The sequence below is a fragment of the Actinoplanes cyaneus genome, from assembly GCF_016862095.1.
GTDB lineage: Bacteria > Actinomycetota > Actinomycetes > Mycobacteriales > Micromonosporaceae > Actinoplanes > Actinoplanes cyaneus.
On the sequence record NZ_BOMH01000068.1, the window covers coordinates 48,511 to 67,670 of the forward strand.

21 protein-coding genes are annotated in these 19,160 nt (G+C 70.5%); 12 read left to right on the forward strand and 9 right to left on the reverse strand.

The window, feature by feature from the left end; translation table 11 throughout:
- Positions 1 to 3: 3 nt before the first annotated feature.
- Together Acy02nite_RS38320 and Acy02nite_RS38325 are read right to left on the reverse strand one after the other, a co-directional pair.
- The gene (locus tag Acy02nite_RS38320) at positions 4 to 702 is read right to left on the reverse strand and encodes a histidine phosphatase family protein (RefSeq protein ID WP_203752814.1); all 699 of its coding nucleotides are present in this window, start codon (positions 700 to 702) and stop codon (positions 4 to 6) included.
- Between the two features lie 2 nt (positions 703 to 704).
- Entirely contained in the window at positions 705 to 1,445 is a 741-nt protein-coding gene (locus Acy02nite_RS38325) for an SDR family oxidoreductase (RefSeq protein ID WP_203752817.1), read from the reverse strand.
- Positions 1,446 to 1,518: 73 nt separating this feature from the next.
- On the opposite strand from Acy02nite_RS38325, the gene Acy02nite_RS38330 reads away from it, so the two are divergent.
- Complete coding sequence (locus Acy02nite_RS38330; protein ID WP_203752820.1) at positions 1,519 to 2,886, forward strand: FAD-binding oxidoreductase; 1,368 nt, start codon at positions 1,519 to 1,521, stop codon at positions 2,884 to 2,886.
- 11 nt (positions 2,887 to 2,897) lie between these two features.
- Entirely contained in the window at positions 2,898 to 3,359 is a 462-nt protein-coding gene (locus Acy02nite_RS38335; RefSeq protein ID WP_203752823.1) for a nitroreductase/quinone reductase family protein, read from the forward strand.
- On the opposite strand, the gene Acy02nite_RS38340 is transcribed toward Acy02nite_RS38335, so the two are convergent.
- The 3 genes from Acy02nite_RS38340 to Acy02nite_RS38350 all read right to left on the reverse strand — a co-directional run bounded on the left by Acy02nite_RS38340 (position 3,356) and on the right by Acy02nite_RS38350 (position 6,840).
- Positions 3,356 to 3,988 (reverse strand): maleylpyruvate isomerase N-terminal domain-containing protein, encoded by a 633-nt coding sequence (locus Acy02nite_RS38340; RefSeq protein ID WP_203752825.1) that lies wholly within the window; start codon positions 3,986 to 3,988, stop codon positions 3,356 to 3,358. The genes Acy02nite_RS38335 and Acy02nite_RS38340 overlap by 4 nt on opposite strands.
- 67 nt (positions 3,989 to 4,055) lie before the next feature.
- Entirely contained in the window at positions 4,056 to 4,721 is a 666-nt protein-coding gene (locus Acy02nite_RS38345; RefSeq protein WP_203752828.1) for an esterase/lipase family protein, read from the reverse strand.
- Between the two features lie 454 nt (positions 4,722 to 5,175).
- Positions 5,176 to 6,840, reverse strand: a complete 1,665-nt coding sequence (locus Acy02nite_RS38350; protein WP_203752830.1) for a methyl-accepting chemotaxis protein — start codon at positions 6,838 to 6,840, stop codon at positions 5,176 to 5,178.
- A 98-nt stretch (positions 6,841 to 6,938) separates the two neighbouring features.
- On the opposite strand from Acy02nite_RS38350, the gene Acy02nite_RS38355 reads away from it, so the two are divergent.
- The 8 genes from Acy02nite_RS38355 to Acy02nite_RS38390 are packed head-to-tail and all read left to right on the forward strand — an operon-like array spanning position 6,939 to position 13,635.
- Positions 6,939 to 7,478, forward strand: a complete 540-nt coding sequence (locus tag Acy02nite_RS38355; RefSeq protein ID WP_239175581.1) for a chemotaxis protein CheW — start codon at positions 6,939 to 6,941, stop codon at positions 7,476 to 7,478.
- Positions 7,475 to 8,323 carry a CheR family methyltransferase gene (locus tag Acy02nite_RS38360; protein ID WP_239175583.1) on the forward strand — a complete coding sequence of 283 codons (849 nt, stop codon included), beginning with the start codon at positions 7,475 to 7,477 and terminating at the stop codon, positions 8,321 to 8,323. Before Acy02nite_RS38355 ends, Acy02nite_RS38360 begins: the two co-directional genes overlap by 4 nt.
- Positions 8,316 to 8,783 carry a hypothetical protein gene (locus tag Acy02nite_RS38365; RefSeq protein ID WP_203752833.1) on the forward strand — a complete coding sequence of 156 codons (468 nt, stop codon included), beginning with the start codon at positions 8,316 to 8,318 and terminating at the stop codon, positions 8,781 to 8,783. Before Acy02nite_RS38360 ends, Acy02nite_RS38365 begins: the two co-directional genes overlap by 8 nt.
- Positions 8,780 to 9,829 carry a protein-glutamate methylesterase/protein-glutamine glutaminase gene (locus tag Acy02nite_RS38370; protein ID WP_203752835.1) on the forward strand — a complete coding sequence of 350 codons (1,050 nt, stop codon included), beginning with the start codon at positions 8,780 to 8,782 and terminating at the stop codon, positions 9,827 to 9,829. Before Acy02nite_RS38365 ends, Acy02nite_RS38370 begins: the two co-directional genes overlap by 4 nt.
- The gene (locus Acy02nite_RS38375; protein ID WP_203752838.1) at positions 9,822 to 10,856 is read left to right on the forward strand and encodes a methyl-accepting chemotaxis protein; all 1,035 of its coding nucleotides are present in this window, start codon (positions 9,822 to 9,824) and stop codon (positions 10,854 to 10,856) included. Before Acy02nite_RS38370 ends, Acy02nite_RS38375 begins: the two co-directional genes overlap by 8 nt.
- A gap of 11 nt (positions 10,857 to 10,867) precedes the next feature.
- A complete protein-coding gene (locus tag Acy02nite_RS38380) occupies positions 10,868 to 11,236 on the forward strand; it encodes a response regulator (RefSeq protein ID WP_203752841.1) in 369 nt (122 codons plus the stop codon).
- Entirely contained in the window at positions 11,233 to 11,502 is a 270-nt protein-coding gene (locus Acy02nite_RS38385) for an STAS domain-containing protein (protein ID WP_203752844.1), read from the forward strand. Before Acy02nite_RS38380 ends, Acy02nite_RS38385 begins: the two co-directional genes overlap by 4 nt.
- Positions 11,503 to 13,635, forward strand: coding sequence for a chemotaxis protein CheA (locus Acy02nite_RS38390; protein WP_239175585.1), 2,133 nt, complete (start codon positions 11,503 to 11,505; stop codon positions 13,633 to 13,635).
- 174 nt (positions 13,636 to 13,809) lie between these two features.
- Here Acy02nite_RS38390 and Acy02nite_RS38395 read toward each other — a convergent pair whose 3' ends face one another.
- A complete protein-coding gene (locus Acy02nite_RS38395; RefSeq protein ID WP_203752847.1) occupies positions 13,810 to 14,028 on the reverse strand; it encodes a DUF5999 family protein in 219 nt (72 codons plus the stop codon).
- 107 nt (positions 14,029 to 14,135) lie between these two features.
- Between Acy02nite_RS38395 and Acy02nite_RS38400 the strand changes: the two genes are divergently transcribed.
- Positions 14,136 to 14,780, forward strand: a complete 645-nt coding sequence (locus tag Acy02nite_RS38400) for a response regulator (protein ID WP_203752850.1) — start codon at positions 14,136 to 14,138, stop codon at positions 14,778 to 14,780.
- Here Acy02nite_RS38400 and Acy02nite_RS38405 read toward each other — a convergent pair.
- From Acy02nite_RS38405 to Acy02nite_RS38415, 3 genes are all read right to left on the reverse strand, one after another.
- Positions 14,748 to 15,110 (reverse strand): response regulator, encoded by a 363-nt coding sequence (locus Acy02nite_RS38405; RefSeq protein ID WP_203752853.1) that lies wholly within the window; start codon positions 15,108 to 15,110, stop codon positions 14,748 to 14,750. The genes Acy02nite_RS38400 and Acy02nite_RS38405 overlap by 33 nt on opposite strands.
- Positions 15,111 to 15,150: 40 nt before the next feature.
- Positions 15,151 to 16,110 (reverse strand): ATP-binding protein, encoded by a 960-nt coding sequence (locus Acy02nite_RS38410; RefSeq protein WP_239175587.1) that lies wholly within the window; start codon positions 16,108 to 16,110, stop codon positions 15,151 to 15,153.
- Positions 16,111 to 16,225: 115 nt separating this feature from the next.
- Positions 16,226 to 18,256 (reverse strand): serine/threonine protein kinase, encoded by a 2,031-nt coding sequence (locus Acy02nite_RS38415; protein ID WP_239175589.1) that lies wholly within the window; start codon positions 18,254 to 18,256, stop codon positions 16,226 to 16,228.
- 133 nt (positions 18,257 to 18,389) lie between these two features.
- Between Acy02nite_RS38415 and Acy02nite_RS38420 the strand changes: the two genes are divergently transcribed.
- The gene (locus tag Acy02nite_RS38420; RefSeq protein WP_203752859.1) at positions 18,390 to 18,959 is read left to right on the forward strand and encodes a TIGR03086 family metal-binding protein; all 570 of its coding nucleotides are present in this window, start codon (positions 18,390 to 18,392) and stop codon (positions 18,957 to 18,959) included.
- The last annotated feature ends 201 nt before the right edge of the window (positions 18,960 to 19,160 follow it).

Sequence of the window (19,160 nt, forward strand, 5' to 3'; positions counted from 1 at the left end):
CTCTCAGCGGTAGGTGAGCAGGCGGGAGTCGCTCTCGACGTGGGTGTGCTCGTTGAACGTCGAGAGCGACAGCCCGCCGCGGCCGGCGATCACCTTGGTGACGCCGGTGTTGACCGAGACCCGGTTGAACGACGCCCACAGCGGCGCGGGGAATTCCGGACCGGCCGTTATCAGTGCGGCGGCCATGGCGATCGGGCCGCCGGAACTGACCGCGAGGATGTCCCGGTGCTGGGCCAGCAACGTGGTGACCTCGGACAACGCCGCTGCCACCCGGGTGCGGAAGGCGCTGAACGACTCGATGTACTCCGCGTCGTGCCGGCCCGACGACCAGCGCACGGTGGCGGCGTCGAAGACTTCCTGGAACGCTCGGTCCGGCCGGTCGGAGAGCGCCAGCTCGGCCAGCATCGCGGAGCGGTCCCGATAGGCCGGGCGGTGGATCTCCACGACGTGCTGGAAGTCGAACTCGTTCCAGCCGGGGTCGCAGACCGTCGGGACCGCGGATCCGAGACCGTCCAGAATTCCGGACAGGGTCTCCTCGTGACGGCGCATGGTGCCACGCAGGACCAGGGCCGGCTTGATGCCGCGAGCCGCCAGGGACCGGCCCAGGACGAGAGCCTGCTCGTGGCCCAGCGGGGAGAGAGCGTCGTAGTCCTCGGCGCCGAACGACGCCTGACCGTGGCGGACCAGCAGCAACCGGGCCATGATCAGACCACCTTCCGGACGAGGGAGAGCGGCAGGACGCGCATGGCGTAACCGATCGGAACCCACGGCCACGCCGGAACGTACGCTTTCACTTTGCGTTTCTCGATGGCGGACACCATCGCCCGTACGCCAATGTCGGTCTTGACCATGAACTTGGTCTTCTGCTTGACGTGCGCGTTCATCTCCGACTCGATGTAGCCGGGATAGACGACCGAGACGTCGACGCCCGGAATGCGCTCGGAACGGACACCCTCGGCGATCGCCGCCACGCCCGCTTTCGTCGCGGCGTAGGTGGTCATCGACTTGCGCATGCCGCGGAGCGCGGACATCGACGAGATCAGGACCAGATGACCGCGGCCCTGGGCCCGGAAGATCTGCAGGGCGGCTTCGGTCTGGGCCAGCGCGCCGACGAAGTTGACCATCGCGGTGGCGCGGTTCGCGTCGAAACGGCCGGTGCCCAGCGGCGCGCCCTTACCCAGGCCGGCGTTGACGATGACCCGGTCGATGCGGCCGAACTCGTCAGCGAACTGCTGGAACACGGCGAAGACGGCGTCGTCGTCGGTGACGTCCAACTGCTTGACGATCACGCGTACGCCGGTGAGGGTGGCGGCCAGAGCGGACAGGCGGTCGATCCGGCGGGCGCACAGCGCGAGGTCGTAGCCCAGCGCGGCGAACTGCCGGGCCATCTCCTCACCCAGGCCGGCGCTCGCACCGGTGATCAGCACGACGGGTCGATCATCCATCCCGACACGGTAGGCCATCCGGCGCAGAATCTTGCACTCGGAGTGCGACATTGTCGCGCGTAAGGTCGGACCCATGCCAACGATCCCGGAGCTGGCCGGTCTGGACGTCGTCGACGACCCGGACGTGCTGGCGAGCCTCAGCCACGACGACGCGGAGTGGGCGCCCTTCGGGAAAGCGCTGGCAGCGGTGCGTCCGCGCACGACCGCCGAGGTGCAGCGGGTGGTCGGGGCGTGTGCCGCGAACCGGATTCCGATCATCGCCCGCGGCGCCGGGACGGGGCTCTCCGGCGGCGCCAACGCGGTCGACGGTGCGATGATCGTCGACCTGTCGAAGATGACCAGGATCGTCGAGATCGACGCGGAGAACCTGACCGCCACGGTCCAGCCCGGCGTCGTCAACGACGACCTGAAGCGGGCCGTCGCCGAGCACGGCCTCTGGTACCCACCGGACCCGGCCAGCGCCCCCTGGTCGACGATCGGCGGCAACGTTGCGACCAACGCCGGTGGGCTGTGCTGCCTCAAGTACGGCGTGACCAGGGACTATGTGCTCGGCTTGGAAGCGGTCGTCGGCGGCCCGGCGGGGGAGTACGGGACGGCGGTCCGCCTCGGCCGGCGCACCACCAAGGGCGTCAGCGGATACGACCTGGCCGGCCTCTTCACCGGCTCGGAAGGCACGTTCGGGATCATCACCGAGATCACCCTGCGACTGCGCCCGGCCCGCACGGAAGCCCCGAAAACCGTGGTGGGCGCGTTCGGCAGCGTCGTCGCGGCAGGTGAGGCGGTCGCCGCGATCACCCGCGCCGGGCTGGTGCCGGCCGCGCTGGAGCTGCTCGACCGCACGTGCCTGCGCGCCGTCGAGGAGTGGAAGCACCTCGGCATCGAGGCGGACGCGGCGGCGCTGCTGCTCGCCCAGTCGGACACGCCCGGCGACGACGAGGCGAGCGCGATCGCCGGGGTGTTCCGCGCGGCCGGGGCGTTGTGGGCCGAGCAGTCGACCGACGCGAGCGAGGCCGAGGCGCTGTTCGCGGCGCGACGCCTCGCCTACCCGGCGCTCGAACGGCTCGGCCCGGTGCTGACGGAGGACATCTGCGTGCCCCGCTCACACGTACCGCGAATGCTGTCTCTGATCGAAGAGATCGCCGCTCGTCACGGCGCGACCATTGCCACGATCGCGCACGCCGGCGACGGCAACCTGCACCCGCTGATCCTCGCACCGGTCGGTGACGACCAGGCACGGCGTGCGGCGCAGGCGGCCTTCGAGGACATGCTGACCGCGGCCATCGGCATGGGCGGGACGGTGACCGGCGAGCACGGCGTCGGTCTGCTGAAACGCGCCGGAATGCGCCAGGAATTGTCGCCCGGGGTGCTGGCCATGCAGGTCGCGATCAAGCAGACTCTGGACCCACTCGACCTTTTCAACCCCGGAAAGGTGATCGGCTGAACGGAGCACGCGTGGTCTGGAAGAGTCTGTGGCGCGTGGCCGGATCGATCCCCGGGTTCACCCCGGTCGCGAAACGCACGGTCACCATCGACCGCTGGCTGAGCCGGGTCACCCGCGGCCGCGTCGTGGCGCTCGGCATGGCGCCCGGTCTCCTGCTCACGACCGTCGGCCGCAAGAGCGGCCAGGAGCGCAAATCCCCTTTGCAGTACGTACGGGAGAGCGACGCCTACGTGGTGGTCGGCTCCAACTGGGGTGGGCCGCACGCGCCCGGCTGGGTCCACAATCTGCGCGCCGAACCGCGGGCGACCGTGACGATCGGCGGGCGCGACATCACGGTCGAGGCGCACGAGGCGACAGGTGAGGAGCGCGAACGGCTCTGGCAGTTGTTCGTCGACCAGTGGCCGGGATACGCCCGCTACCGCGAGCAGGCCTCCCACCGCACACTCCGGATCTTCCGCCTCATTCCGGTCTAGAGCCCGGCGATGGTTGCCGGGGCTCGTTCGGCGCGGCTCAGGGCGCGGAGCAAGGCGGGCCGGCCGTGGCGGCGGGCGGCCAGGTGGCAGAGGACGGCGGTGACCGCGTCGAAACAGGACGGCGGGAACTCGGGGGTGGTCACACCGAGGCTGGTGGCCAGGTCGTCGGTGTGCACGACCAGTTCCAGCAGGCGGGTGGTCAGGTAGTCGTCGAGCGTCAGCGCCCACGGGCCGAACGGCAACTGGATCACCCGCTCGGGCGGCTCGGCCGGCAGCCGTCGCCGCAGCTCGGCCAGCGCGATGACGGCCGACTCGGACAAGGCCGGGGCTCCGGCGGTCGCCTCCTGTTCGGAGACCCGGCGGATGTAGGTGTGCACCTCGCTGTCGAGATCCGCGTCGATCCAGGTGGACCTGGCGAAGTGCTCCGGGAGAGCGACCCGGTCGTTCTCCACCGGCGCGTCCAGGACGGGCGGCACCTGGGTGATCTGGAAGACGAGATGGGCGGTGAGCGCGCCGACCCGCATTCGCGGCAGCGCGCTCGGGGCAGCCCAGCACTCCGCGACGGCCGGATGTGCCAGCAGGGCCGTGACGATCGCGGCCGAGTCCAGGTAGACCTCTCTGACGCTCACCACTTCAGTCTGGGGACCGCCGGGCGCGCGGCGCAATGCCGCGCCGCACGCCCGATCGGTGGAACGGTCAGCTCGCCAGGAACGACCTGATCTGGGCGAGCGTGATCGTGTCGGTCAGGTACCCGAGGTGGGTCTGGCACGCCACGTAGTTGTTCGTCGCGCCGCTGAGGACGGTGCTGGTGTAGGGGATGATGATGCCGTCGCACGGCGAGTACCACGTGCCGTACCTGGTGCTGCCCGGCGTCTCGTCACCCGAGCTCAGCGTGGTGATGAACGACGAACCCGGATACATCTGCTGACAGGTCACATAGACCAGACAGGCTCCGGCGTACGTCGTGCCGTGGTTGGCGCCGGCGATCGACGCCAGATGCCTGACGTACTGGGCGCCGCCCAGCTGCTTCAGGTACCAGAGACTGACCAGGCCGCCCATCGAGTGGTTGACGATGTCGACCTGAGCGGCGCCGGTGCGCGCCCGGACCTGGCTGACGTAGGTGGCCAGGCCCTGCGCGTTGGTGATGTTGTTCCCGTACGAGTTGTACTCGTAGGCGAACAGGTCGCTGCTGGAGTATCCACCGGCGCGGAACACCGACATGGCGGTGGTCCAGTTCGACGCGCTGCCGGTGTACCCGTGCACGAAGATCACCGGGGTCCCGGGCGCGGCGGCCGCGGGCAGGGCCGGGCTGAGCGCCAGAGCGGCCAGCAGAGCGGTGAGCAGGACGACGAGACGACGCATGAAACCTCCTGGATTTCGGTGGTTTCTGCATCCTCAGTGCACACATGTCCTTCCAGCATCGGCGAAATCGCCAGCCGTCGAACCCGGCCCGCGACGCTCGACGCGACACGCAGCGGCGTGCCGGACGGGCCGCTCACCGGCCGGCGGCGATCCCGTCCGGGCCGGCGAACCGTTTCGGCGCCGGTGAGAAAGACGCACGGCCCGGTGGTCAGCCGGCGACGGTGACGGTGAAGGTGGCGACGTCGGCCCCGTCGGTCTGCTCCGCCGCGGCCTCGGTCAGGGCGTCGACAGTGCCCGCTGGTAACGGCGCCGGTTCGTCCCCGGACGCGTCAGCCCGGCCGCGTCGTAACTCAACTCTCCGCTCATCGCCGTCATCCTGGCACCGCCGAGCCGGCGGGGTGACGGGAACGGAGCGTCCGGGCGCTCGCGGCGGTGGTCAGCGCGCGGCACCGGGTCAGAAGCGGTCGAACTTGGCTTCCAGGTCGACGGGGGTGGCGCCGGCGGAGGCCAGGACGGGTGTCGAGTTCTCGTTGTAGGCGCCCCAGTTGCGGGGCGCCGGGTTGGCGGGCCAGGTCGATCGGGCCGGCCGGTGGGAGCCGCCCACCTGGAAGAAGTCCATCAGCGACGTGAGCTGCGCGGTCTGCGCCGACATCTGCTCCGCGGTGGCCGCCAGCTGTTCGCTGGACGACGCGGTCTGCTCGGTGACCTTGCCGATCTGCGACATCGCGATGTTGATCTGGCGCACGCCGGTGGACTGCTCGCCACTGGCGGCGGCGATCTCCTGGACCAGGTCCGACGTACGGATGATGTTGGGGATCATGGTGGACAGCAGGTCACCGGCCCGTTCCGCGGTCTGCACGCTGCCCGCCGCCAGCTCGCTGATCTCCTGCGCGGCGATCTGGCTGCGCTCGGCGAGTTTGCCGACCTCGGTGGCGACGACGGCGAAGCCCTTGCCGTGCTCGCCGGCCCGGGCCGCTTCGATCGTCGCGTTCAGGGCGAGCATGTTCGTCTGGAACGCGATGTCGTCGATGATCGCGATCTTGCTGGTGATCTCCTTCATCGCCGCGACCGTCCGCTGGACGGCGTCGCCGCCCTCCTGCGCCTCGGCCGCGGTGTTCGTCGCGATGCCCTCGGTGGCCGCCGCGTTCTCGCTGTTCTGCCCGATCCCGGCGGTCATCTGCTCGATGCTCGCGGTGGTCTCCTCGACGCTGGCGGCCTGCTCGGTGGCGGCCTGGGACAGGCTCTGGGACGCGCCGCTGATCTGCATGGACGCGCTGTTGAGCTGGGACGCGGACTCGACCACGGTGGAGACGGTCTCGTTGAGCCGGCCGAGCGCGCTGTTGAGGGCCTCGCCCATCCGCCCGACCTCGTCCCGGCCGTAGATGGTCACCCGCTGGTCGAGGCGTCCCTGGGCGAGCCCGGTGAGCACGGCGACCGTCTCGCTGAGCGGGCGGGACACGGCCCGGACGATGACCTGCACCACGACGAACGTCAGCAGCACCGCGACCACGAGCAGGATGATCATGATGAGGCGGGCGGTGGAGTACGCGTCCGCGGAGTCGTCGATCGACTTCTTGGCGGCCGAGTCGTCCTTGGTGATCAGGTTGTCGACCGCGGTGTTGATCGCGTCCGCGAGCGGGTTCACCTGGTTGGTTACCACCTTGTTGAACTCGGCCAGTCGGCCCGCGGTGGCCAGTGGCCGGAGCTGGTCGTTCATCAGGGTCTTGTACGACGCCCAGTTCGTCGCGAACGCCGCCTCGTCGGGGTCGCCGCCGGCCGCCGGGGCGAACGAGGCCCAGACCTGGTCCAGGGTCGCGACCGAGGTGTCCAGCCGCTGCAGGGCGGAGGTGGTGTCCGCGGTCCCGGCCATCGCCAGCGCGCGCATCGCGAGCCGGACGTCCCGGTAGTCGGCGGCGATCTCACCCAGCGCCCGCACGTCGTGCAGGTTGCTGTTGTAGAGGTGCGAGAGCCTGTCCTGGGTGCGGCTCAGCTGGACCAGGCCGAACACCCCGACGACGATCAGCAGGGCGCAGACCACGCCCGCGAGACCGCGCAACTTCCCGGCGATCGGCATGTCGCGGAAGGAGAACCGGCTGGCCGTGCCCGACGAGTCTGCCACCGCGCCAGCGTATGCATCTGCCCGCCGCCCGTACGCGGGAAAGCAGTTTCCCCTGGAAAACGGGCCGGGATCGGAGCCGGTCCGATTGAATGTTGCAGGTGAACACGGTCACCGACGCGGGGCGCTATCTGACGTTCACGCTCAACGGCGAGGCGTACGCGCTCGACATCTTCCACGTGACGGAGATCCTGGAGTACCGCGCGCTGACCGTGGTGCCGATGATGCCCGACTTCATCCGGGGCGTGATCAACCTGCGCGGGCGGGCCGTGCCCGTGATCGACCTCGCCATCCGGTTCGGCCGCGGGCGCACCGAGATCCAGCGCCGGACCAGCATCATCATCGTGCACGTCGACGACCCGGGGCTGGCCGAGATGGCGGGGCTGGACTCCGACGACAAGAGCATCGCGGACGGGCAGGACATCGGGATCCTCGTCGACTCGGCGTCGAAGGTGGTGACGCTGCAGCCGGACGACATCGAGCCGCCGCCCGCGTTCGGCGCCGGGATCCGCGCCGACTACATCAGCGGGATGGCGCGGCGGGACACCGACTTCCTGATCCTGCTGGACATCGCCCACGTGCTGTCGATCAGCGACATGGTCCGGCTCAGCGAGATGGCCCAGCAACCGGTCGAGCCGTGATCGCCCCGGAGGCCGGCTCGATGATGACGAGGCCGTCGATCAGCCGGGCGGACTTCCAGTACATCACCGGCGTCCTGCACAAGCACGCCGGCATCCGGCTCGCGGCGGGCAAGGAGGCGCTGGTCACGAGCCGGCTGGACAAGCGGATCCGGGCGCTGGGGCTCGGCGGGTACGCCGAGTACGTACGGCTGCTGCAGGACCGCGCGGGGGAGGCCGAGCTGCGGCAGATGATCGACCTGCTGACCACGAACGAGACGTTCTTCTTCCGCGAGGAGCAGCACTTCGACTTCCTGCGCCAGGTGGTGCTGCCGGCGCGGCGCGGCGGGCGGACGTTCCGGCTGTGGAGCGCGGCCAGCTCGACCGGGGAGGAGGCGTACACGGCGGCGATGGTGCTGGCCGACACGCTGCCGCCGGGGTCCTGGGAGATCGTCGGGACGGACATCTCGACCCGGGTCGTCGAGGGCGCGCGCACCGCCCTCTATCCGATCGCGGCCGCCGAGAAGATCCCGCGCCACCTGCTGCGCCGTTTCTGCCTCAAGGGCCGCGAGGAGTACGAGGGCTTGATGACGATCAGCCGCGAGCTGCGCGCCAAGGTCCACTTCCACTGCCAGAACCTGCACGAGGATCTGAGCCATCTCGGCCACTTCGACGTGATCATGCTGCGCAACGTGATGATCTACTTCGACGCCGACACCAAGCGCTCATTGATCGGGCGACTGCAGGGAATGCTGCACGAGGGCGGTCATCTCATCGTGGGAAGCTCTGAATCGCTCAACGCCATCCCGTCGCGCCTGCGCATGGTGCAGCCGTCGATCTACACGCTGGACGGCGCGGGCCGTGGCTGACGTCCACCTGAACCCCGGCGACTACCACTTCGGTGGCGCGGACACCCGCATCCACACGGTGCTGGGCTCCTGCGTCTCGATCACCCTGTGGCACGCCGGCCTGCGGATCGGCGGCATGTGCCACTACCTGCTGCCCGGCCCGTGCCCCGGCGACGAGCCGCTGAACGCGCGCTACGCCGACGGCGCGGTCCGCCGCTTCGTCCGGGACGTGCGCAGATCAAGAACGAGCCCTCCGCAGTACGAGGTGAAGATGTTCGGTGGTGGCCGTCAGTTCCCGCACCTGAGCGTGCCGGCCGCGCTCGACGTGGCCCAGCAGAACATCGCGGCCGGGATCACCCTGATGGAGGAAGAGAACTTCACGATTTCCGTACGGGAGTTGGGCGGCACCGGAGCCCGCCGCCTGATCTTCGACCTCGCCACCGGGACCGTGTGGCTGCGAGCCGCGGCGGCGACGGCGTGACGGGGCTGATCCGCGTGCTGATCGTGGACGACTCCGCGGTCGTGCGGCAGGTGCTGTCGGCGCGCTTGCGGGAGAACCCGGGCATCGACGTGGCAGGCGCGGTCGCCGACCCGATCTTCGCCATGGACCACATGAACAAGTCCTGGCCGGACGTGGTCGTCCTCGACCTGGAGATGCCCCGGATGGACGGCCTCACCTTCCTTCGCAAGATCATGGAGGTACGGCCGACGCCGGTCGTCATCTGCTCGACGCTGACCCAGCGCGGTGCGGAGAAGTCGGTGGAAGCGCTCGCCGCGGGCGCGGTCGCCGTGATCGAGAAGCCGCAGAGCGGGCTCAAGAAGTTCATGGAGACCGACAGCGGCGACATCGTCGCGGCGGTCCGGGCCGCGGCCGCCGCCGGACGACGCCCGCGCCGCACCACCCCGATCGCGACGGCGGCGCCTGCCCGGCCGGCCGTGGTCGCGTCGCCGAGGCCGAAGCCGATGGTCAACCTGGTCGCGATCGGCACGTCCACGGGCGGCACCCAGGCCCTGGAAGTGGTGCTGACCGCGCTGCAACCCGGGGTCCCCGGCGTGGTCGTCGTGCAGCACATGCCGGAGAAGTTCACCGCCGCGTTCGCCGCCCGGCTCGACACCATGTGCCGGGTGCACGTCAAGGAAGCCCGCGACGGCGACCAGGTCGTACCCGGTCAGGTCCTCGTCGCCCCCGGTGGCAAGCATCTGGAGGTGCAGCGGATGGACACCCGTTATCGCGTACGGGTCTTCGACGGCCAGCCCGTCAACCGGCATCGTCCGTCGGTCGACGTGCTGTTCCGCTCGGTCGCGAAGGTCGCCGGCCCGGACGCGCTCGGCGTGATCATGACCGGGATGGGCGACGACGGCGCCCGTGGACTGCTCGAGATGCACAAGGCAGGCGCCTACACGGTCGCGCAGGACGAGGCCACCTGCGTGGTGCACGGCATGCCCCGGGAGGCCGTCGCGCTCGGCGCCGTGGACCGTGAGGCGCCCCTCTCCTCGATCGCGGAGGTGATCCACCACCATGGCTGAGGTCCTCATCGCGGCGGTCGCGCTGGCCGTCGGCGCCGGAGCCGGTTACCTGCTGCGCGGCCGGCGTGACACCGCACGGCCGGGCACCGCCGCCGTCCCGCCACCGGAGGTCCAGTCGCAGGACCTGGCCCGCTTCGCCGGCGCGGTCACCCCGGTCTGGTCGGCACAGATCGATTCATCGCGTACCCAGATGGAAACGGCGGTCGGACAGCTCACCGAGACCTTCGCCGGCATCGTCGAGAACCTGGACACGGTCCTGTCGTCGACCGGGGTGCTCGGCGAGGGGCCGGGCGGTGTCTTCGATCGCAGCCGGGAGCGCCTCGGCGAGGTGGTCGGCACGCTGGACAGTGCGCTGACCGGCAAGCGGGAGGCCCTCGCCGAGCTGCACTCCCTGCTCAGCCTCAACGAGGAGCTGCGCGAGATGTCCGGCGAGGTCACCCGGATCGCGTCGCAGACCAACCTGCTGGCGCTCAACGCCGCGATCGAGGCGCAACGGATCGGTGAGGCCGGCGCCGCGTTCGGCGTGGTCGCCTCGGAGGTCCGCCAGCTCGCCGACCGGTCGCAGAACACCAGCGTGCGCATGGTCGAGAAGGTCGACAAGGTGGCCCAGGCGATCGCCGGGGTCCTGGCCACGCAGGAGGCCGGCGCCGAGACCGAGGGCACCGCTGTCGCCCACGCGCACGGCGAGGTGCAGGCCGTGCTCGACGACCTGATGAGCATGCTCGCGACGATGCGCCAGTCCTCGCAGGGCCTGGAACAGGCGGCCGTCGGCATCCGCGGCGAGATCAGCGACTCACTGGTCAACCTGCAGTTCCAGGACCGGGTCAACCAGATGCTGGAACACCTGCGGGACAACATCGGCCGGTTCCCGGACGTCGCGGCGGCCGCCGCCGCGGGCGCCGCGCCGCTGGACGCGCAGGTGCTGCTCGACGAGCTCGCCGCCCGCTACACGATGGCCGAGGAGCACGACGCGCACCAGTCCGGCTCGGCCGCCAAGGTGAACGAATCCGAGATCACGTTCTTCTGAGGAGTACGACCATGGCCAAGACGATTCTCATCGTGGACGACTCCGCGTCGGTGCGGCAGGTTGTCAGCATCGCCCTGAAAGGCGCCGGCTACGAGGTGATCACCGCCAACGACGGCAAGGACGCGCTCGGCAAGATGACCGGCCAGCGCATCCACCTGATCATCTCGGACGTGAACATGCCGAACATGGACGGGATCACGTTCGTGGCCGAGGCGAAGAAGCTGCCCGCCTACAAGTTCGTGCCGATCATCATGCTCACCACCGAGTCGCAGGACGAGAAGAAGAAACAGGCGCAGGCGGCCGGCGCGAAGGCGTGGGTCACCAAGCCGTTCCAGCCCGAGCAGATGCTCAGCGCCGTCGCGAAACTGGTGGCGCCGTGACCGATGCGCCGCTGCGGCGGTTCGCCTTCGACGACGAGCTGACGATCGTCACCGCGGCCGAGCACCGCGAGCGGCTGCTGGCCGCGCTGGGCGACTCCCACGGCGTACGGCTGGACCTGTCGGGTGTTTCTGATCTTGACACTGCCGGGTTGCAGGTGCTGCTCCTGGCGCGCGACGAGGGTGCCCGGCTGGGCCTGCCGGTCGAGTTCAGCGAGCCCAGCCCGGCCGTCGCCGAAGTTCTCGCTCTGACCCGCCTGGAGCTGTAGATGTCGCTCGACGACAGCATGCGCGAAGCGCTCGACATGTTCGTGACCGAGGCGCGCGACCTGGTGCAGCAGCTCGAGGAGGGGCTGCTGGAGATGGAGGGGCAGCCGCCCGGCGGGGACGCGGTCAACGCGATCTTCCGCGCGGCGCACACCATCAAGGGCTCGTCCGGGCTGTTCGGGCTGCGGCACCTGGTGTCGTTCACGCACGTCGTGGAGACCGTGCTCGGGTCGGTGCGCGAGGGGACCCTCCCGGTCACGCCCGGCCTGGTCAGCGCGCTGCTGCCGTGCGTCGACCACATCTCGTCGATGGTCGAGGGGATCCCCGAGGGGCGGCTCGCGCCGGACAGCTCCCAGGAGGCCGAGGGCGCTCGCCTGCTCAGCGGACTGGAGCCCTACCTGTCGGAGAGCGCGGCGCCGATCGCGGTGCCGGCCGAGGCCCCGCCGGTCACCGAGACCGCCTGGCACCTCGACCTGCGGTTCGGGCCGGACTGCCTGCGCAACGGGATGGACCCGCTGTCGTTCCTGCGCTACCTGTCGTCGCTCGGCGAGATCACGCACGTGGTGACCGAAACCGATCGGCTGCCCGAGGCCGCCGCCATGGACCCGGAGACGTGTTACCTCGCCTTCGCCGTGGACCTGACGACCGCCGCGCCCAAGAGCGAGATCGAGGCGGTCTTCGACTTCGTGCGCGAGGACAGCGACATCCGCATCACACCGGCGGAGAGCAGCCTCGACGCGTACGTCAGAGCCATCCGGGCCATGCCCGAGAACGACCGCATCGGCGACGTGCTGATCACCAGCGGCGCCGTCACCGAGCAGGAGATGGCCGAGGCGCTGCGCGTCCAGCAGGAACGCACGGCGAAACTCGGCCTCGCCCAGCCGGTGCCGATCGGCGAGATCCTTGTCGAGCAGGGCATCGTGCCCCGCGACATCGTCGACGCCGCGCTCTCCAAGCAGCGGCGCACCACCGAGTCGCGCTCGTCGCAGGACACCCGCACCATCCGGGTCGACGCCGCCCGCCTCGACAAGCTGATCGACCTGGTCGGCGAGCTGGTCATCGCGCAGTCCAGCACCGGCGTCGCGGGCGCGGTGGTCAGCGAGGCGCAGAGCGAGGTGATGCGCCTGGTCGACGAGGTGCGGCACAGCGCGCTGTCACTGCGGATGGTGCCGATCGGCACGACCCTGCGACGGTTCGAGCGCGTCGTCCGGGACGTCTGCATGGAACTGGGCAAAGAGGTCTCGCTGGTGATCACCGGCGGGGACACCGAGATGGACAAGGCTCTCGTCGAGCGGATCAGCGATCCGCTGCTCCACCTCGTACGCAATAGTCTTGATCATGGGGTGGAACCGGCCGCCGAACGCCGTCGCCACGGCAAGTCCCCGCAGGGCACGTTGAAGCTGAACGCCTATCACGACGCCGGGAACATCGTGATCGAGGTGACCGACGACGGGCGCGGCCTCGACCGGGAACGGATCCTCGCCAAGGCCGTCGAGCGGGAACTGATCAGCCCGGAAGCGGTCCTGACCGATGCCGAGGTCTACAACCTGATCTTCGAGCCGGGGTTCTCGACCGCCGCGACCGTCTCCAACCTCTCCGGCCGCGGCGTCGGCATGGACGTCGTCAAACGCAACGTCGGCGCGCTGCGCGGCAGCATCGAGGTCGAGACCACCCGGGGGATCGGGACCACCATCCGGATCCGGCTGCCACTGACCCTGGCGATCATCGACGGATTCCTGGTCGGGGTCGGGCCGTCGTCGTTCATCGTGCCGCTGGACCGGGTCACCGAATGCGTCGAACTGCCGCCCGGGCAGCTCGGCCGCGAGTGCATGAACCTGCGCGGGGAGGTCCTGCCGTTCATCAGGCTGCGGCAGTTGTTCCACATCCCCGGGACGGAGGCGCGCCGGCAGAGCGTCGTGATCGTGGAGCAGTCCGGGCAGCGGACCGGCCTGGTCGTGGACAGCCTGCTGGGCGAGTTGCAGACCGTGATCAAGCCGCTCGGGGTGCTGTTCAGCCGGATCAAATGCATCAGCGGATCGACGATCCTGGGCAACGGGGAGATCGCGCTGATCCTCGACGTGGGACCGCTGATCGCCGACCACTCCGAGCGCGAGGTCGCCGCCCTGGGCGTCTGACCCAGGATTCTGAACCCGACCGTCCCGTAGTAGCGCTGTGCCGTTGCGGGCGGAACGTCCGGTCCGGAAAAGCCCGGCTCTTCTGGCCGGTCCGGACCGCTCCGGCTCGTCATCGGTCTTCCTGGCGGCCGGTCCGGACCGCTCCGGCTCGTTCATCGGTCGGCGGCGGCACGGTCAGGCCGCGGCTCGCCGGAGGGCGGCCGTCGCGCCGCGGCTGCGGGCCGCCCTGCGTCTTTTGGCCAGCACTATCGGCATCTTGATGACGGCGGCGCCGATGACGACGGCGCCGTTGCAGAGCAGGCTCCACCCGAGGTCGTCGTGAGCGACGATGACCTGCGCAGACTCCCATCCGGGCTGGTCGATGGGCGGGCACGGGGGCTGGTGTTCGCACATGCCATCAGTCTCTGGAGAATGGCGGGCGCGCACATCGAGGCCAGCCTGACTCCTCGAATACCGGCTAGCCGGTAACAGCGTTGACCCGGGGGATGAGGATGGACGGCTTGAGAGTGGCTCTCGCGGAGGACGACGTCCTGCTGCGCGAGGGCATCGCCAGTCTGCTGGAGCGCAACGGCCTGATCGTTGTCGGTCAGGTCGGCACCGGCACCGAGCTGCTGGAGCTGGCCCGGCAGACGAAACCGGACGTGGCGGTGGTCGACGTGCGGATGCCGCCGACGCACACCACCGAAGGCCTGCAGGCGGCCCGCGAGCTGCGGCAGGAGCTGCCGGAGACCGGAATTCTGGTGCTCTCCGCGCACGCCGACGTCGAGCAGGCCACCGAGCTGCTGTCCGGCGGCCGCCGGATCGGGTACCTGTTGAAGAGCCGGGTCACCGAGGTCGCCGAGTTCCTGGCCGCGATCGAGCGGATCGCCAGCGGTGGCTCGGTGATCGATCCCGGTCTCGTCGAGGAGCTCGTCGCGGCGCGCCGGCGCAACGACCCGCTCGCGGCGCTCAGTTCACGCGAGCGCGAGGTGCTCGCCGAGATGGCGCAGGGACAGTCGAACGCGGGCATCGCCCGGCGCCTGTTCATCGCCGAGGGCACCGTCGAGAAACACGTGCGCAGCGTCCTGTCGAAGCTCGACCTGCCGGAGACCGAGGACCACCACCGCCGCGTCCTAGCCGTCCTGACGTTCCTCGACAATCGATAGCATCCGGCGTACGGCGTCAGCGGACAGTTCCGTCTTCGCCAGGAACCCGATCGCCGGGCTGGCCGCGATCAGGTCCGCGTAATCGTCCCCGGCGTGCGTCGAGATCATGATCACCGGGGCGGTGAGCAGCCGCGCCAGGTCGAAGCCGCTCTCGCCGCCGAGCTTGATGTCGACGAGCGCCACGTCCGGGCGCACCGTCGCGGCCAGCCTGGTCGCGTCGGCCGTCCGGGAGGCGGTGCCCGCGACGACCAGGCCCTCGCGCTCCAGCAGCTCCCGGGCAGCGGCGAGGAAGTGCTGGTTGTCGTCGACGAGCAGGCAGCGCAGGATCACCTCACCAGGGTGGCAGGCCCGCACCGGGTCCGCATTCCGGCTAGCCGGTAGAACCCGGCAATCGGCACGTGACAGTCGTCCCCTCGCCCGCGGGACTGCGCACCTCTAACGTGCCGCCGAGCGCCTCGACCCGGTCCTTGAGCCCGACCAGGCCGGTGCCGCGGGCAGGGTCGGCGCCGCCGATGCCGTCGTCACGGACGGTCAGCGACACGGCGTCGCCGTCGGGCTCGACGGTCACCGCGACGGTCGTGGCGTCGGCGTGCTTGACGGCGTTGGTGAGCATCTCGGACACCACGTAGTACGCGCAGACCTCCACCTGTTCCGGCGGGCGTGCGTCCAGGCGTACGTCCACCTCCACCGGAAGAGGGGAGCGGCGGCCGAGCGCTCGCAGGGCGGGCCGCAGGCCGGAATCGGACAGCACCGCGGGATGGATGCCACGGGACAACTCGCGCAGCTCGTCGATCACCTCGAGCAGGTCGCCGGCAGCCGCCTGCTGATCGATCGCGGACGTGCGCAGGCGCAGCGCGAGCGCGACCAGACGCTGCTGGGCGCCGTCGTGCAGGTCCCGCTCGATCCGGCGGCGCGCCTCGTCCGCGGCCGCGACGATCCGGGCCCGTGATTTGATCAGCTCGTCGGCGAGGTCGCCGCGGGCCCGCTCCGCCTCGACCGCCCGCCGCCCGGCCGCTGTCGTGACCGCACTGACGATCACGGCCATGACCAGGAACAGGGCGAGGATCGTGAACGCGGCGTCGTTCATGTCCCGCAACGGAGGCAGGAAGAACCAGTCGTAGGCCAGAATCGCGGCGACCCCCGCCGGCAGCGCGTACAGGATGCCGGTGGCGCGCGCGATCAGCAGCACGGCCGCCAGCAGCGCGAGCCCGAGCGGGACGTCCGGGAGATGACCGCGGGCGGCCGAGCAGACCAGCGCCGAGAACGCGAACGCGCCGGCGCCGGCCGCGAGCGACAGCCCGATCTCAGCCGGGAAGGGTATCCGTGCCACCCGGGGATTCTCCATGATCGCCGGCCGCGGAACGAGGGCCACGGACGTGACGTCGACCGCCCCGACCCGTTGACGTCGTCGCACTTCGTGTGGCGAGAGCCGAGTCCCGGGGCGCTCAGTGGTAGTCGAGGTGGGCGACCGAGACGACCTTGCCGGCGCGGATCGTGAGCAGGGCGGCCCACGGGTCGAGCGCGCCGGTCATCTGTGAGAAGACGCTGCGGCTGACCTGGCACGTTCCGGCGTGCGTGGCCGGGTCCAGGCACGTCGACGGTGACTTGCGATAGTCCAGGTACTTCAGGCCGTCCGCCACGGGCAGGGTCACCCGGAGCCCGCTGTAGACCGGCACGGTGGTCTTCGCGCATTTCGGGGACGAGGCCGCGACGGCGTACCGCCGGCAGTAATCCTTTCCGGACAGGTACTCCGCCTGTTCGACGATGGCCAGCCGGTGATCCTCGTAGAGCATCCAGACGCCGGCGGTGAGCTGCGCGTCACCGGTGGTGAACACGGGCACCGGCGGGACGCTCGGGTCCGGCCCGGAGCGCAGCTGCGCGTCGGTGAACGTGACCTGCCCGCGGCCGCCCCGTTTCGTCTCCGTGCCGAGCATGACGCGGCCGCTGAGCAGGTTGCTCTCCGTCAGTTCGCCCTGCAGCACCGGGGCGCCGTCGATCGAGACGGTCGCGCCGCGGTCGGTGGTGACGACCAGGATCCGGTGGGGTACGCCGGCCGTGGTGGGCCGCCGCACCGTGGCGATCGGGTCGTCGGCCGCGGCGTCGGTGCTGGTCAGATGCGTCTCGTCGGGGCAGACCACGACCCGGTAGGCGTCCGCGAGGTAGTTCGGCTCGTCCTCGTCGGCCGTCGCGCGGAACCAGATCGTGGCGCACGACGTGTCGTTGCCCAGTGTCGCGGTGACGCCGATGTTCTGGCTCGGCGGGAACACCAGGTGCGCGTACTCGCCGCACACCATCGACGAATCGGCCTTCGCCGTGACGACCAGGCCTTTCCTGATCGCGCACGCGCCGGTCGCCTCGGTCACCGGCGTGAACGCGGCATCCGTTCGCAACGGGTCGAACAGGGCGGGCCGGTCGGTTCCGGCAGCGGCCTGGCTCGGCTTCGCCGATTCGGGGGTACGGACCTCGTCCCCGCCCCGGTGATCACGTAACCCGAGCCCGGCGGCGACCCCGGCGGACGCCACGAGAGCGCCGGCCGCGATCCACGCCACGCGACGGCGCCCGCGTGTCCGTTTCTGCCCACCGGTCGGGTAGCGGCCGGACTGCTGGGCCGCCTCTGCCTCCCGCCGCAGCTCGGGTGGCAGCGGGGGAGCGCTCGGCGCGCCGGAGACCAGGAGACGGTCGAGCAGCTCGGGCGCGGTCGGCCGGTTCTCCGGGTCCTTCTCCAGCGCGGCCCCGACGAGCTCGGCGAGGTACGGCGGCAGGTCCCCGACCCGCGGCGGCTGCGTCAGGATCCGCGCGGCGGTCACCGCCGGGGTGTCACCGGCGAACGGGGTGCGGCCCGTCCCCGCGTACGTCACCACGACGCCCCACGCGAACACGTCCACCGCCGGGCTGATCAGCCGGTCGGTCTCCGGGTCGAGGCGTTCCGGGGCCATGTACGCCAGGGTGCCGATCACCTCCTCGGCGCGCGTGTGGAAGCTGGTCGGCTCCAGCGGCCGGGCGATCCCGAAGTCGATCACCTTGGGGATGCCGAGCGCGAACAGCACGTTGCGCGGCTTGAGGTCCCGGTGGATCACCCCGACGCCGTGGATGGCGGCGAGCGCCGAGGCCACCCCGACCGCGACCCCGTGCAGGCTGCCCCCGCCCAGCGGCCCGTTCTCGGCGACCACCTCGCTGAGGCTCGGGCCGTCCACGTACTCGACCACCAGGTACGGCGTCTCGTGATCCGGGTCGGCGTCGAGCACCTCGGCCGTGCAGAACGGCGGGACCTGCCGTGCGCGGTTCACCTCGCTGCGGAACCGGGCGCGGTATTGCGGGTCATGTGCGTACTCCGGGCGGATGACCTTGACCGCGACGAGCCGTCCGTGCGGGTCCTGCCCCAGGTAGACCGCGCCCATGCCGCCCGCTCCGAGCCGGGAGAGCAGACGGTACCTCCCGATGAACTCGGGGTCGGCAGGGTGCAGGGGATCTACCACGGGGTGACAACCTACCGACCCCGGTGGCCGCGGCGTCATCCGGCTCCCGCTGCACTTTCAACTGGTTGGTTGACAGGGGCCAGCGGTGCTTGTACGTTGAGTTTCAACTACAAAGTTGAAAGAGGGGTTCCGGATGACACTGTCCGACCAGCCTGCCGAGCGGCACCGGCAGATCAGCGGGGGCTTCACCGAGCGGGTCCGGGGCGCCTCGGCGTGGGACGCGCCGGCGCCGGTTCCCGGGTGGGCCGCGCGTGATGTGGTGCGGCACCTGGTCGAGTGGCTCCCGGCGTTCCTGGCCTCGGGCTCCGACGTCCGGCTCCCCGCCGGGCCATCGGTGGACGCCGACCCGGTCGCCGCGTGGCAGGCGCACAACGACGCGGTCCAGGCCCTGCTCGACGACCCGGCCACCGCCGCGCGGCGGCTGTCCAATCCGCACATCGGTGAGGTGCCGCTGGATCGGGCGATCGACCAGTTCTACACGTCCGACGTGTTCATGCACACCTGGGACCTGGCCCGGGCCACCGGTCAGGACGAACGTCTCGACCAGGAGTTCTGCGCCCAGCTGCTGGCCGGGATGGAGCCGATGGAGGAGATCATCCGCTCGTCCGGGCAGTATGGTCCTCGCGTGCCGGTCAAGGACAACGCCGACGTGCAGACCCGCCTGCTCGGCTTCATCGGCCGCGACCCGGACTGGACCGCCTGACCAACGCCCCAGCTCAGCGCCGCGATCCCCGGCCCGGTACAGGTTCGTCGCGCGGCCGGGCGTCCCGGCTGGTGCTCATGGTCGTTATTCGGCCCGGATAACGACCATGAGCACCAGCCGGCCAACCGTGCGTCGCGTTGCGACCCGGTGCTGCGCGAGGCCCGGCGTGGTCCGCCTCCGGCACGCGGCCGCAGCACCTCG

Excerpts from the sequence above, each read along its gene's own strand:
- Acy02nite_RS38375 (WP_203752838.1), top strand. The coding sequence starts at position 9,822 with ATGGCTGAGGTCCTCATCGCGGCGGTCGCGCTGGCCGTCGGCGCCGGA.
- Acy02nite_RS38330 (WP_203752820.1), top strand. The coding sequence starts at position 1,519 with ATGCCAACGATCCCGGAGCTGGCCGGTCTGGACGTCGTCGACGACCCG.
- Acy02nite_RS38395 (WP_203752847.1), bottom strand. The coding sequence starts at position 14,028 with ATGTGCGAACACCAGCCCCCGTGCCCGCCCATCGACCAGCCCGGATGG.
- Acy02nite_RS38325 (WP_203752817.1), bottom strand. The coding sequence starts at position 1,445 with ATGGATGATCGACCCGTCGTGCTGATCACCGGTGCGAGCGCCGGCCTG.
- Acy02nite_RS38380 (WP_203752841.1), top strand. The coding sequence starts at position 10,868 with ATGGCCAAGACGATTCTCATCGTGGACGACTCCGCGTCGGTGCGGCAG.
- Acy02nite_RS38320 (WP_203752814.1), bottom strand. The coding sequence starts at position 702 with ATGGCCCGGTTGCTGCTGGTCCGCCACGGTCAGGCGTCGTTCGGCGCC.
- Acy02nite_RS38345 (WP_203752828.1), bottom strand. The coding sequence starts at position 4,721 with ATGCGTCGTCTCGTCGTCCTGCTCACCGCTCTGCTGGCCGCTCTGGCG.
- Acy02nite_RS38390 (WP_239175585.1), top strand. The coding sequence starts at position 11,503 with ATGTCGCTCGACGACAGCATGCGCGAAGCGCTCGACATGTTCGTGACC.
- Acy02nite_RS38420 (WP_203752859.1), top strand. The coding sequence starts at position 18,390 with ATGACACTGTCCGACCAGCCTGCCGAGCGGCACCGGCAGATCAGCGGG.